We start from the raw sequence: 13,684 nt of genomic DNA on the forward strand, positions 1-13,684 counted from the left end.
ATCTACTCATTAAAAGAAATTGACCCAGAAATAGGGTCTGGCATCATGCCTCCAAATGTCATTGACAGGTTTTCTGAAGTAAAAACTTCAGAGGTATTTCCATACGCAAGTACTGTTTTATTGATAAGTACAACAACATCACAAAAATCCCTTACATGGCTGAGGTCATGAGTTGATATCAATACAGATCGGCCATCCTGACGTAATTGCAGAAATAATTCCGCCATCAACTTCTCAGTCCTAATGTCTACACCAGTGAATGGCTCATCAAGCAACAAGACAGAAGCTCTCTGAGCAATTGCGCGTGCAAGAAAGGCTCTTTTTCGCTGACCTCCAGAAAGAGATCCTATTGGCCTATCAGACAATCCCAACAATTCGACCCTTTCAAGAGCATGGACTACTGCTTTTTTATCTGATTCTCTAGGGACTCTTAAGAAGTTCATTGACCCATATCTGCCCATCATCACTACATCCCAAACGCTTACAGGGAATGAGAAATCAACACCTTCGTTTTGTGGAACATAAGCTACAGCTTGATCCTTCTGAGCTAAACGGACATTACTTCCATTAATTAATATTTTCCCTCTAGAAGGTCTAACAAATCCCATTAAGGCCTTAAACAAAGTTGATTTACCAGCGCCATTCATCCCAAGAAGTCCACAAATGCAACCTGCTTGTACTTTCAAACTCGCGTCATATAATGCAACGGTACCGTTGTAATCAACGCAAATTTGATCTGCATGAATCCTTATATCTGTATTTCTAAAAGATTCCATTTGTCATTCAGTTAGTAATTAATTTAGAAAACCCATTAAGGATCAAATCCACATTGTGGCGTTGCATTTCCAAAAAGTTTGGTGCAGGTCCATCAGAAGTAGAAAGTGAGTCAACAAAAAACTTACCACCAAAAGTAGTCTTAGTAATTCTTGCTATTTCCAATTGAGCTTTTTCACTAACAGTAGATTCACAAAATACTACAGGCACTTGCGTTTTGTTAACAGTTTCTATAAGAGATTTCATCCTCCTAGGAGTAACCTGACTCTCTGCATTAACAGGCCATAAAAAGGCTTCCTGAAAACCGTAATCATCTGCAAGGTAAGAAAGGGCTCCTTCACATGTAACTAATATGCGCTTATCTGCAGGAATTGTTTTCAAAGCATTTCTTAATTGGTTATCTAATTCGTTCAATTTGTTTTTATATAGATTTCCATTCCTTATATAAAGATTCTCACCTTGAGGATCTATTGCAATAAATGCTTTAACAATCTTTTCTACATAATGAATTGCCCTCTTGGGAGACATCCATACATGAGGATTTGGTTTGCCCTTATATAAATCACTATCTATAAATAATGGTTTGATTCCATCAGATAATGTAATTCTAGGTACATTATCTGTTGAAGATGTAAATCTACTAGCCCATCTTTCTAATCCAAATCCATTTTCTATAATTAAATCTGCTTCAGAAACTCTAATCAAGTCACTTGGTGTTGGCTTATACCCATGAATTTCTGCACCAGGCTTAGTAATAGACTCAATAATTAATCGATCTCCAGATATGTTTCTAGCTATATCTGCAAGAACAGTAAAAGTTGTTATAACTTTAAGCTTTGAAGAATCATCTTTTACATTTGATTCGTAGATATTATTTCCACAAGAGATTAAAAACAATGCTATAAGAGTGGTAAAAAAAACTCTTATATTTGTGATATCAAGTTGCTTTGTATTTTGCAAAAAATTTACCTTAAAATAGTTAAGTTAAAGCCTAAATAAAGAGATAAGTAAACTAAAGTTTAACTAAATTTTGGTTTTATTTGATTAGAATCATTACTAACTTGCTCAGCAATCCAATTTTTAGATTGATCAACAAAACGTGACCAATCAACTTTTTCCTTTTCCGCTGCATTGGCTATTAACTGCGGTGCTTGAATTTTTAGCAACTCCAAGTCAGGTTGAGTTACGCCATTGTTTAAAGCCATCCAATCAGCCATTGAGGTGCCTACAACTCTAGTCATATAAGCTGCACTTAATGCTTGCATAGCTCCAGCTGCTAGCCAGGTGCCTCCATGTAATTTCGCTACGCCTAATAACGCCTGTCCACTCCACTCAACTACACCTTGCGCAAGTGCAGCGATAGCGAGTTGACGAGCTACTGCATTTAATAATTCAGGCTTTATATCACATGACCAAAGACCTCTCATCTCTTGAATCATCAAACCATTTACTACAGCTACAGATAGCAAATCAGTAGATGGTACTGGAGAGGCAAAAACAGCTCCAGCGACTAGCCATTGTGAGCGATTTTGAATGTTCCTGAATTCTTGTCTTCTTAAAATTTCTAAATCACTTTGCCATTCGCTATGGAGTCTTGAAAGTAATCTCTGACGAGTGAAATCAATATTGCGCTTAGGTTGGTTTAAACAACGTCTAACTGGACTCAAAACGTTACGCAAATCTTCATTAGACTTATCCCATTTCAGAATTCGATTCGTCCATCTATCTGGTAATTGAGATTGAAGAGCTTTGTATTGATTAGACCATTGAGCTGAATCTTCTATAGAGATTAATATCCAGGAAGCCAAATCAGCGGGTAATCTTTCCAGCCAGATCAGATCAACAGCTCTTAGCGGTACTGGTAAATAATAAATAATTAAATCCTTTTCGAAAATCTTATTAGGTAATTCCCAGGTTTCATTATTTATCGGCAGCGAAGAAGACAATGAGAGGTTGAAATCATTTGAGGAGAATGTTGCTGATTTAATAGAGTCTATATCAGGTAAATCGACACCCTCTGTGCTTATGACTGAAATAGACTGAGGTTCTTCTCTCGAAAGGATCGATTGAAGAGCATTAGTTCGCTCAGATGTTTTTTGAAAATGAACTGATGAATCTTCTAAGGCCTCAAATTGATTAAGGACAGACTTACATCGTTTAACCCAACCTTTAACTGATTCTGGTGCCTTAAAAGAGGAGGAAGAAGTTTTAGAAAAGATCCAAACACCAGCACCAGCTGCTATAAGCGCCATTCCACTTGAAGGAATATGAACGAGATCATTAAGGACCCATTCACCAGCAATTAGCGAACCAAAAACGAAACCGATCTTGCCAACTGGTAAAAATTTCTGAGTTAAAGTTGAAATAGGATTTTTCATAAAACTAGTTAAGTTCTACTTAGATAACTCTATAAATTTATTAAAGCAAACTTAATCAGTTAAAAAGCAAGCAGAATCGACGATTTGAGACAAAAATTCTCATAAAATAAAATTGACAAGATAGGAGTTGAAAATAAGAAATAATCCAAAAAGTGTGAATCTACTCAACGAGTTGCTTTAAACCTTTTCAATAAGGCCACTTATGCGGCAAAATTAAATTTTGATATATCTAGATGTCATGAGTGATTCTTATGAAAATAAACAATTTAATGGGCCACGCGATGGAGGAAGAGGAGGATTTAGAGGAGGAAGGGGTAGTAACAATCGTGATGGTGGAGGCTTCCGGATACGCCTAAGTGATAATGAAATGAGAGCCTCACGTGCAATTCAAGAAGCCTTTAACCTTAGATCAACAGTTGCAGTTTTAGGTTTTGCAGTTAGAACATTAGGTGAGATGTTAGAGCAAGGAAAACTTGACGATCTAATATCGCAATACAAATCGCAAGCACCAAGTGTGCCTAGCAATAGAAATCAATATGAAAGGGTAGCCAACAGAGACAAAAACCACTCATCCCAGAGCCTTAAAGCAAACCCCTTTGCAAGACCTGCTAAACCAGAAACTAAAACATTAGAAACCAATCATGAAAATACAGAAGAAGAAAATATGAAGACTGATTTAGGTTCAACAGAAGCCAATCCAGAGACTACAGCCAAAGTTGATAAAGACAATACGGACAATTTAAATAAAGAAGACGACAAAAAATCTAATAAAGAATAAAAATCTGTGGCCAGCAAGAGAATTCTATCAGGGGTTCAACCAACAGGATCCCTACATATAGGTAATTGGTTAGGAGCTATTCGTAACTGGGTAGATCTACAAAAACAATATGAAACTTTTGTCTGTGTAGTTGATCTCCATGCAATTACTGTTCCGCATAATCCCAAAAAATTAAAAGAAGAAACTATTTCAACAGCAGCACTTTATTTGGCTTGTGGGATGGATCCAAATGAATGCTCAATATTTATTCAAAGTCATATACCCGCTCACAGTGAACTTTGCTGGCTACTTAACTGTGTAACCCCCTTAAATTGGATGGAAAGAATGATCCAATTCAAAGAGAAAGCCTTAAAACAAGGAGACAATGTATCTATAGGCCTACTTGATTACCCTGTTCTTATGGCGGCAGATATCCTCTTATATGATGCTGATATAGTCCCCGTAGGAGAAGACCAAAAGCAACATCTTGAACTGGCTAGGGATATTGCTCAACAAAGAATTAATTCACGCTATAAGATTAGCCAAAATGACAAAATACCTATACTAAAAGTACCAAAGCCACTAATACTAGGAGAGGGTGCAAAAATAATGAGTCTTATCGATGGAAATAATAAAATGAGCAAAAGCGACCCTAATGAGAATAGTAGGATCTCACTATTAGACCCTCCTGAAATTATTAGTAAGAAAATCAAAAAGGCAAAAACAGATCAATACATGGGGCTAGAGTTTGGAAATTCAAATAGGCCTGAGGCTGATAATCTTTTAGGAATTTATTCACTTGTAAGCAATAAAAAACGAGCAGAAGTCGAAAAAGAATTTGCTAATATTGGTTGGGGAAAATTCAAACCAATCTTAGCAGAAGCAATTATATCTTCACTTGAACCAATACAATCTAAATATAATTTACTTATGAAAGATCCTAATACAATAAATAACATCTTAACTGAAGGTACTAGCAAAGCAAAAGCAGTTTCTGAGATAACTCTGAAAAGGGTTAAAACTGCACTTGGTTTTTTTCAAAATAATTAATATAATGCCTATAATCACATTACCTGATGGAAGTCAAAAGAAATACGATTATCCAGTTACTATTGATGAAATAGCTACAGACATAGGGCCTGGGCTAGCCAGTTCAGCTTTGGCTGGCAAAGTAAACGGCCAATTAATAGATACATGTATTCCAATTAATTTTGATGCAGAAGTCAATGTAATTACATCTAAAAGTAAAGAGGGTATTGATATTATTAGGCATTCATTTGCGCACTTAACAGGTCATGCAATAAAACAATTATATCCAACAGCCAAGATGGCAATAGGACCAGTAATTGAAAATGGTTTTTATTATGATATCTCTTACGACAAACCATTCACTCCAAATGATCTAACAAAAATAGAAGCAAGAGTAACGGAATTAATTAATCAAGACTATCAGGTCGATGTAGAGATCGTTTCAAAAGAAACTGCTCGAAAAGTTTTTAAAGAAAGGAACGAACCTTACAAAATCGAGATAATAGAACAAATAAAAGAAAACGAAATAATTAAGCTATATAAACATCAAGAATATATAGACATGTGTCGGGGACCTCATGTTCCTAATACCAAACACTTAAGAATATTTTCATTAATGAAAGTATCTGGGGCTTATTGGAGAGGAAACTCTAACAATGAAATGCTTCAAAGAATATATGGAACAGCATGGAGAACATCAAAAGAATTAAAAGAATATAAAACAAGGTTAGATGAAGCTGAAAAAAGAGATCATCGTAAATTAGGTAAAAAGCTGGATTTATTTCATACTCAAGAAGAAGCACCTGGTATGATTTTTTGGCATCCAAAAGGATGGGCTATATACCAAGTTCTAGAAGGATATATACGCCAGGTATTAACAATTAACAACTATCAAGAAATTAAAACGCCTCAAGCCGTTGACCGTTCGTTATGGGTTAAATCAGGTCACTGGGAAAAATTTAAAGAAGATATGTTTACTACAACTTCCGAAAACAGAGAATATGCAATTAAACCAATGAATTGTCCCTGTCATGTTCAGGTTTTCAACCAAGGTCTTAAAAGTTATAGAGATTTACCAATAAGACTTGCTGAATTTGGTTCATGCCATAGGAACGAACCTTCTGGAGCTCTTCACGGTCTAATGAGAGTAAGGAATTTTGTACAAGATGATGCACATATCTTTTGTACTGAACAACAAATACAAGAAGAAGTAAGCAGATTTATAGATTTAGTATTTCAAGTTTATAAGTCCTTTGGATTCAGTTCGATTATCATAAAACTATCTACAAGGCCAGAGAAACGCGTTGGGACAGATGATATTTGGGACAAGTCGGAAAAAGCACTTGCAGATGCTTTAAACATCAAAAAGCTTGATTGGTCATATCTACCTGGAGAGGGTGCATTCTATGGTCCCAAAATTGAATTCTCTCTAAAAGATTGCTTGGGAAGAGTATGGCAGTGTGGCACAGTGCAAGTAGATTTCTCAATGCCAGGAAGACTTGGGGCATGCTATATAGATGAAAATAGCCAAAGGAAAGAACCCGTAATGCTCCACAGGGCAATACTTGGATCTTTTGAAAGATTTATAGGAATTTTAATTGAAGAATATGAAGGGAAATTTCCACCCTGGTTAGCACCTGTTCAAGTATCAATTCTAGGAATAACAAATAGGAATACAAAAAGATGTGAGGAAATATCTGATTTACTAGTTGCAAAAGGTTATAGGTCTGTAGCCGATATAAGAAATGAAAAGATAGGTCTTAAAATACGAGAGAATACCTTACAAAAGATACCTTATTTATTAATAGTAGGTGATAAAGAAGAAGAAAATAAAACTGTTTCTGTAAGGACTCGCAATGGAAATGACCTTGGGAATATGAATTTAAATGATTTTGAGGATATACTTAGTAAATCAATATCACTTAAATCAACATCTGAATTTGAAAAATCAACAAAGTAAATTAATAAAACTATTAAACATAATATGAACTTATTAGCTGCTGATGTTGGAGGAACAAAAACACTCCTTGGCATATATGAGTTTAAGCAAAAACTTAATCTCATTAATTCTAAATCCTATAAGTCTAAAGAGTGGGATGGATTAGATTTAATTCTTAATCATTATTTGTCAAATTTATCTAGCAAGATATCGCAGCCAAAATATGCTTGCATTGGTTTAGCTGGTTATGTAAGTAATGGTTCAGCAGAGTTAACAAACCTCGGTTGGAAAATCAATGAGGAATTATTAAAGCAAGAAATAGGGGTGGAAAATATAACTATTATTAATGATTTTTCATGTTTAATATATGCAATCCCATTTTTAGAAAAGAGTCAATATGAAATAATTCAATACTCCAAAAACAAAGACCCTAAAAATATTACACCAAATATTTATGCAATTCTTGGCGCTGGTACAGGACTTGGTGTGGCAAGAGGATTAATTACAAGCACCGAAATCAAAGTGCTACCCAGCGAAGGCGGACATAGAGAATTTGCGCCAAGGAATGATAGTGAATGGGAACTAAGCAAATGGCTAAAAATAAATCTAGGACTTAAGAGACTTTCAATAGAAAGAATTGTTAGTGGAACTGGCTTGGTGAATATTGCAAGATGGAGATTGACAAAAGAGGATGCAAAATTCCATCCTCTTAATAGATTAATTAAATCAACATCATCTACCATTGATACAAAAACAGACTTAGCAGAAACGATAAACAAATCAGCTGAAGAAGGAGATCCTGTCATGAGAGAAGTATTGGACATATGGATAAGTGCTTATGGATCAGCGGCAGGGGACATAGCTCTTCAAGAGCTATGCAATGATGGTTTATGGATTGGGGGTGGTCCCGCTGCTAGACATATCGACAACTTTAAATCAGAAAGCTTTTTAAAATCATTAAGGAACAAGGGTAGATTCTCTAATTATCTTGAGGGAATTCCAGTCATGGCAATAACCGATCGAAATTGTGGACTATTTGGAGCAGCATGTAAAGCCCATCTAATGGCCTGCAGAATGCCAAACTTATTGAGGAGATAAAGTTAATGATGCAGCCTCCCTTAGGCAAAAAAGTTTTAGTGGAAGTACCATCCACAACAGCGAACCTTGGGCCAGGTTTCGACTGTCTAGGTGCCGCATTAGGTTTAAAGAATCATTTCTCAATAATGCGTATTGATGGTGATAGTGAAAGGTTCGAATTAATCATGGAAAGCACGGAAGGAAATCATCTTAGAGGGGGTCCAGAAAATCTTTTTTATCGTGCTGCACAAAGAGTTTGGCAGACTGCTCAAGTAGAACCATTTGCCTTAGAAGCAAGGGTAAGACTTGCAGTTCCGCCTGCTAGAGGCCTTGGTAGCAGTGCTACTGCAATAGTTGCGGGTCTTGTAGGTGCGAATGCACTAATCAATGATCCTTTAAGCAAGGAAAAGCTTCTTGAGCTAGCTATCGACATAGAAGGTCACCCAGATAATGTTGTCCCATCACTTCTAGGCGGTTTATGTTTTACAGCAAAAGCAAAATCAAAAAGATGGAGAGTGGTTAGATGTGACTGGGACCAATCTATAAAAGCTGTAGTTGCTATCCCGTCTCTAAGGCTTAGTACTAGTGAAGCAAGGAGAGTAATGCCAAAAACAGTTCCAATATCAGATGCTGTAATGAATTTAGGATCACTTACTCTTTTATTACATGGCCTAAGGACGGGTAGAGAAGACTTGATTACCGATGGCATGCATGATCGTCTACATGAACCATATAGATGGAAATTAATAAAGGGAGGAGCTCACGTATGCGAAGCTGCCATGGCAGCAGGAGCATTTGGATGTGCAATAAGCGGAGCAGGACCGAGTATTCTTGCCTTATGTAAAAAAGAAAAAGGCAAGGACATTAGCCAAGCCATGGTAAAAGCTTGGGAAAGCGAAGGAGTGGCAAGCCGTGCTCCTTTGCTAGACCTTCAAACTTCAGGCTCCACTTGGAAACCTGGCCTAAATTGAGTAATTTTACTCACCAAATGGAACAAAAGCTGATAAAGTCAGATTCCATTCTTTAAAAAATAAAGATGATGGACGCAAATTTAATAACACCAACAGCGTCCAACGCAACGATTCCCTGGCTATCGCTAATAGTCCTACTGCCGTCCTTAGGTGCTTTAGTAATTCAATTTCTACCTCAGGGACAAGAAGAAGGGGATTTTTCCATTAGGAACTACGCCATTGGCTTCCTTGCAGCTGATTTCTTGCTAATAATAATTGCTCTAACAAGCGTGTTTGACAGCCAAGAAAGTAACTTACAACTAATAGAAAGGATAACGTGGCTTCCATCAATAGGACTTGAATGGTCACTAGGACTTGATGGGGTGTCTGCTCCATTAATTGCATTAAGTGGATTAATAACTCTTCTAGCAGCACTTGCGAGTTGGAAAATAACAAATAAACCAAAATTATATTTTTCTTTATTACTAATTCAGGCTTCAGCGCAATCTTTAGTTTTCCTATCACAAGATTTTCTTCTCTTCTTCCTTGCTTGGGAATTAGAACTAGTTCCAGTATATCTGTTGATTGCAATATGGGGGGGCAAAAGAAGATTATATGCTGCCACAAAGTTTATATTATACACTGCACTTGCCTCACTATTAATTCTGATTAGTGGTCTTGCACTAGCACTTTCAGGTGATACTTTCACTTTAAACTTATCTGAGCTTGCAACAAGATCGCCATCTGGGACCTTTGGTTTATTATGTTACTTAGGCTTTTTAATTGGTTTCGGAGTTAAATTACCAATATTCCCTTTACACACTTGGTTGCCAGATGCTCATGGGGAAGCAAATGCACCTGTATCAATGTTATTAGCAGGTGTATTATTAAAAATGGGTGGTTATGCACTTATAAGATTTAATGTGCAAATGTTTCCACAGATACATATTCAGCTAGCTCCAGCTTTAATAATAATAGGTGTGGTAAATATAATATATGGGGCTTTAAATGCATTTGCTCAAGACAATGTTAAACGAAGAATTGCATGTAGTTCAGTTAGTCATATGGGTTTTGTTCTATTAGGAATAGGTGCAATAAATACACTTGGAATAAATGGAGCAATGCTGCAAATGGTAAGTCATGGATTAATTGCAGCAGCTATGTTCTTTGTTACGGGTTCATTTTATGAAAGAACTAACACCCTCTCAATACCAAACATGGGTGGTCTAGCAAAAGCACTTCCTATAACCTTTGCACTTTTCCTTACTAGTTCATTAGCATCATTAGCACTACCAGGGATGAGTGGATTTGTAAGTGAAATAACAATATTTTTAGGGATCACAAGTCAAAATAGCTTTACATCATTATTTAGATCAATTTCTCTGTTAATTGCTGCAATTGGACTAGTACTGACACCAATCTATCTTCTGTCAATGTGTAGAAGAGTATTTTTCGGTCCAAGGATACCCGCATTGGCAATGGTTAAAGAAATGGGATCTAGAGAACTTTTTATAGCAATAAGTCTTTTAGCCCCTACATTATTAATAGGTTTTTGGCCAAGAGTAGTAACTGACTTGGTTGGAAATTCAACTAATGCAATCGCTAATCATCTTATAGCGTAGAGACTCTTAGCTGCCTTTACGGAAACACTGATTTTAGGTTAAATACTTACTATGAAAAACACATCACCACTACTAGTCGGTAAAGGTTTACCTGATTTTACATCGATTACACATAAAGAAATAGATCATGCAATTCCCCACCTATTAAAAGGATTGAAAAAGGATTTTTCATTACTAGAAAAAAATATAGATATAGCCATGAAAGATGGCCTAGATCTAAAATGGCAGGAAATTATAGGTCCTTTGGAAGATATCGAAGAAAGGTTTCGTTGGAGCTGGGGTACTGTATCTCATTTAAATAGTGTCTCTAATTCCCCAGAATTAAGAAAATCCTACATTAAACAACAACCTGAGATTGTTCGTTTCAGCAACCTTCTCGGTCAAAGCAAAGTTCTCTTTAATGCATTATTAGCTTTATCATCTACTGATAATAATTTATTGGACAGCACACAAAAGAGAATTTTAGAATCAGAACTACTCTCAATGAAAAACAGAGGGGTGGGCTTAGTTGGAGAAGCAAAAGAACAATTTAATAAAAACAGTGAGCGTCTTGCTGAATTATCAACTTTGTTTAGCAATAATGTTTTAGATGCCACCAACGAATGGAAACTATTACTAAAAGAAAAAAAAGATATAGAAGGTCTGCCCACAAGAACACTTGAAACAATGGCAAAAGCAGCTAATGACTTAGCTATGGCCAACAATGACTTAAATGTGGAGAAAGAAGGAACAGCAGATACAGGTCCATGGCTCCTAAGCCTAGACATGCCAAATTATATATCCTTCATGACATATTCTGAAAACAGAGGTTTACGTGAAACCATCTACAAAGCCTTTATCAGTAGAGCTAGTAAAGGGAAATTAAACAACGAGCAATACATTAAAGAAATTCTTATCTTAAGGAAACAGCAAGCTAAATTACTTGGTTATCAAAACTGGGCTCAAGTTAGTCTTGCCAGCAAAATGGCAGTCAATGTTTCTGAAGTAGAACGATTATTAGAAGAACTTAGAGAAGCGGCAATGCCAGTAGCCAAAGCTGAACTCCTAAAACTCAAACAGTTTGCATCTAATTCCATTCAGTCTGAGGAAATAGAAATTGCTCCGTGGGATCTTACATTTTGGTCTGAAAAACTTAGAGGTCAGCTTTTCGATTTAAATCAAGAAGCACTGAGACCTTGGTTCCCTTTACCACAAGTTCTAGATGGATTATTTAAATTATGCGAAAGGCTTTTTGATATACATATTGAATTAAATCCAAATAATTATCCTGTATGGCATGAAGATGTTCAATTATTCAATGTGTTAAATAATGATGGAGAGGAAATTGCATCGTTTTACTTAGATCCCTATTCCAGACCAAATAGCAAGCGAGGAGGCGCATGGATGGACGAATGCCTAATCAAACGTAAACAATCTGATGGCGAGGATATTTTGCCAGTTGCATACCTAATCTGCAATCAAACGCCTCCTATAGGAACTACGCCTAGTCTTATGAGCTTTGAAGAAGTTAAAACACTATTTCATGAGTTTGGCCATGGCCTTCAGCATATGCTTACTACCGTTGAACATTCAAAAGCAGCAGGCATTAATAATGTTGAATGGGATGCAGTTGAATTACCTAGTCAATTCATGGAAAACTGGTGCTTAGACAAATCAACTATTAAAGATATTGCAAAGCATTGGCAAACAAAGGAACCACTACCTGATAACGAATTCAAAAAACTACTTAACAATCAAACTTTTAATACAGGAATTAGCACTTTAAGACAAATACACTTTGCTTTAACAGATATAAAGCTTCATAGCTATTGGGACAACGACTTGGGCGTTGAACCTGATGAACTCAGAAGAGATATCGCCAAGACAACTTCTGTAATAGAGCCAATTCATGAAGACAAGTATCTGTGTGCTTTTAGTCATATATTTGCAGGCGGATATGCAGCAGGTTATTACTCGTATAAATGGGCTGAGGTCTTAAGCGCAGATGCATTCTCTGCCTTTGAGGAGGCTGGTCTTCAAGATGAACAACAAATTAAGATTATTGGCAATCGTTTTAGGAATACAATTCTAAGCCTTGGAGGAAGCAAACCTCCAGCTGAGATATTTAAACTCTTTAGAGGTAGGCCTGCAAGTACAAAAGCCTTAATAAAACAATGCGGACTAAATACAGTCAGTTAACAAATCTCTGACAAGCAATTCAACCGCCATTGAATTTGTAACCAACGCTTTATGGTATAGAACTGGCACTGATATAGAAGGGCCCATAGGTAGAACTCCACAAGGTCCAGGTAATACCATTAAATCAAAGGGACAATAATAACTTCTACAATTAACTCTCTGAAGTTTTCTTGATTGTTTATTTAAAGTCTTAATAAAACCACTTCCTACTTTCATTTCAGCTATACCAGGAAATAAGAAATGTGGCATAGGTTGAGCTGTAAGGGTTCCATTATGAGGGCTACCTATACTAAAAAATCTTCTCGTTCTTCGGAATCCTCCAAGTTCCTGCAACCATACTCTACTAACTAATCCACCCATAGAAAAACCAAGTAAATCTATCTGATCTGTAGAGGCAAATTGTTCGTTTATATAGTCGTCGAGATTCCTAGCCAATTCTCTGATATTGACTCTTCCTGAGCCATGGGGTAGATAAGGTGTAAACAGAAGTGACTCAGGTTGTTGCATTCGCGTTAGCAATACTCTGAAAATCTTTTCGTTATTCCATAAGCCATGAACTAGTACTAAAGGGCGTTTCAATAGTGACATTAAATTACTACAGCAAATTGGAATATCTGTCCCTTTCAATTGAAACGCTTCCAGTAAAACCATCTATTGGCGGTGAACATTTTCGTAATAATATATGCATTGGAATACGTCCATATAAGCTCTCGATTGTATTAAGTATTTGCTCGCTAAAGCATTCTATTGTGAAGCATTCTATTTTAAGTGCAAGTTCCTGAATGCTTATAATAGCTAAGGAGTAATCAGTAGATTTTAAAAGGTCATCTTCTCTACCAGCTTCTTCTACATCAACCCAAATAGAAATATCTAAAAGAAAGGATTGACCTAACAGACGTTCATCTTCTAGTACTCCTACATGCGACCAAAGATTGATCGTCTCGATGTTTATACGGCTCAAGTTTGATCGACTTGACATG

General features: G+C 36.4%; 12 protein-coding genes. 7 read left to right on the top strand and 5 right to left on the bottom strand.

Annotated elements, in window-relative coordinates; all coding sequences use genetic code 11:
* Window positions 1-2: 2 nt before the first annotated feature.
* From EV07_RS05000 to EV07_RS05010, 3 genes are read right to left on the bottom strand one after another with little or no spacing between them, the layout of a single operon-like run.
* Entirely contained in the window at window positions 3-776 is a 774-nt protein-coding gene (locus tag EV07_RS05000; RefSeq protein WP_036917868.1) for a metal ABC transporter ATP-binding protein, read from the bottom strand.
* A 7-nt stretch (window positions 777-783) separates the two neighbouring features.
* Window positions 784-1,734, bottom strand: coding sequence for a metal ABC transporter substrate-binding protein (locus EV07_RS05005; RefSeq protein ID WP_081936949.1), 951 nt, complete (start codon window positions 1,732-1,734; stop codon window positions 784-786).
* 59 nt (window positions 1,735-1,793) lie between these two features.
* Window positions 1,794-3,152, bottom strand: a complete 1,359-nt coding sequence (locus EV07_RS05010; protein WP_036917871.1) for a YcjF family protein — start codon at window positions 3,150-3,152, stop codon at window positions 1,794-1,796.
* A 238-nt stretch (window positions 3,153-3,390) separates the two neighbouring features.
* Between EV07_RS05010 and EV07_RS05015 the strand changes: the two genes are divergently transcribed.
* The 7 genes from EV07_RS05015 to EV07_RS05045 all read left to right on the top strand — a co-directional run bounded on the left by EV07_RS05015 (window position 3,391) and on the right by EV07_RS05045 (window position 12,704).
* Window positions 3,391-3,930 (top strand): hypothetical protein, encoded by a 540-nt coding sequence (locus EV07_RS05015; protein WP_036917874.1) that lies wholly within the window; start codon window positions 3,391-3,393, stop codon window positions 3,928-3,930.
* Between the two features lie 6 nt (window positions 3,931-3,936).
* On the top strand, window positions 3,937-4,959 hold the full coding sequence (gene trpS, locus EV07_RS05020; protein WP_036917875.1) for a tryptophan--tRNA ligase: 1,023 nt from the start codon (window positions 3,937-3,939) through the stop codon (window positions 4,957-4,959).
* Window positions 4,960-4,963: 4 nt separating this feature from the next.
* Entirely contained in the window at window positions 4,964-6,898 is a 1,935-nt protein-coding gene (thrS, locus tag EV07_RS05025) for a threonine--tRNA ligase (RefSeq protein ID WP_036918294.1), read from the top strand.
* A 24-nt stretch (window positions 6,899-6,922) separates the two neighbouring features.
* A complete protein-coding gene (gene glk / locus EV07_RS05030) occupies window positions 6,923-7,975 on the top strand; it encodes a glucokinase (RefSeq protein ID WP_036917878.1) in 1,053 nt (350 codons plus the stop codon).
* Window positions 7,976-7,980: 5 nt separating this feature from the next.
* Entirely contained in the window at window positions 7,981-8,925 is a 945-nt protein-coding gene (gene thrB, locus EV07_RS05035; protein WP_036917881.1) for a homoserine kinase, read from the top strand.
* Window positions 8,926-8,993: 68 nt separating this feature from the next.
* Window positions 8,994-10,526, top strand: coding sequence for an NAD(P)H-quinone oxidoreductase subunit 4 (locus EV07_RS05040; RefSeq protein WP_036918296.1), 1,533 nt, complete (start codon window positions 8,994-8,996; stop codon window positions 10,524-10,526).
* A gap of 51 nt (window positions 10,527-10,577) precedes the next feature.
* Window positions 10,578-12,704, top strand: a complete 2,127-nt coding sequence (locus EV07_RS05045; RefSeq protein ID WP_036917884.1) for a M3 family metallopeptidase — start codon at window positions 10,578-10,580, stop codon at window positions 12,702-12,704.
* Here EV07_RS05045 and EV07_RS05050 read toward each other — a convergent pair.
* Both EV07_RS05050 and EV07_RS05055 read right to left on the bottom strand, forming a co-directional pair.
* Window positions 12,687-13,292: an esterase/lipase family protein gene (locus tag EV07_RS05050; RefSeq protein ID WP_036917886.1), complete on the bottom strand. Its 606-nt coding sequence runs from the start codon at window positions 13,290-13,292 to the stop codon at window positions 12,687-12,689. The genes EV07_RS05045 and EV07_RS05050 overlap by 18 nt on opposite strands.
* A gap of 7 nt (window positions 13,293-13,299) precedes the next feature.
* Window positions 13,300-13,683 (bottom strand): dihydroneopterin aldolase, encoded by a 384-nt coding sequence (locus EV07_RS05055; RefSeq protein ID WP_036917888.1) that lies wholly within the window; start codon window positions 13,681-13,683, stop codon window positions 13,300-13,302.
* Window position 13,684 lies beyond the last annotated feature (1 nt).

The organism is Prochlorococcus sp. MIT 0603, assembly GCF_000760215.1.
Taxonomy (GTDB): domain Bacteria; phylum Cyanobacteriota; class Cyanobacteriia; order PCC-6307; family Cyanobiaceae; genus Prochlorococcus_E.

What these genes read in the sequence shown, in the direction of transcription:
- EV07_RS05000 (WP_036917868.1), bottom strand. Translation starts at nt 776, where the DNA reads ATGGAATCTTTTAGAAATACAGATATAAGGATTCATGCAGATCAAATT.
- EV07_RS05010 (WP_036917871.1), bottom strand. Translation starts at nt 3,152, where the DNA reads ATGAAAAATCCTATTTCAACTTTAACTCAGAAATTTTTACCAGTTGGC.
- EV07_RS05015 (WP_036917874.1), top strand. Translation starts at nt 3,391, where the DNA reads ATGAGTGATTCTTATGAAAATAAACAATTTAATGGGCCACGCGATGGA.
- thrS (WP_036918294.1), top strand. Translation starts at nt 4,964, where the DNA reads ATGCCTATAATCACATTACCTGATGGAAGTCAAAAGAAATACGATTAT.
- glk (WP_036917878.1), top strand. Translation starts at nt 6,923, where the DNA reads ATGAACTTATTAGCTGCTGATGTTGGAGGAACAAAAACACTCCTTGGC.
- thrB (WP_036917881.1), top strand. Translation starts at nt 7,981, where the DNA reads ATGATGCAGCCTCCCTTAGGCAAAAAAGTTTTAGTGGAAGTACCATCC.
- EV07_RS05040 (WP_036918296.1), top strand. Translation starts at nt 8,994, where the DNA reads ATGGACGCAAATTTAATAACACCAACAGCGTCCAACGCAACGATTCCC.
- EV07_RS05045 (WP_036917884.1), top strand. Translation starts at nt 10,578, where the DNA reads ATGAAAAACACATCACCACTACTAGTCGGTAAAGGTTTACCTGATTTT.
- EV07_RS05050 (WP_036917886.1), bottom strand. Translation starts at nt 13,292, where the DNA reads ATGTCACTATTGAAACGCCCTTTAGTACTAGTTCATGGCTTATGGAAT.
- EV07_RS05055 (WP_036917888.1), bottom strand. Translation starts at nt 13,683, where the DNA reads ATGTCAAGTCGATCAAACTTGAGCCGTATAAACATCGAGACGATCAAT.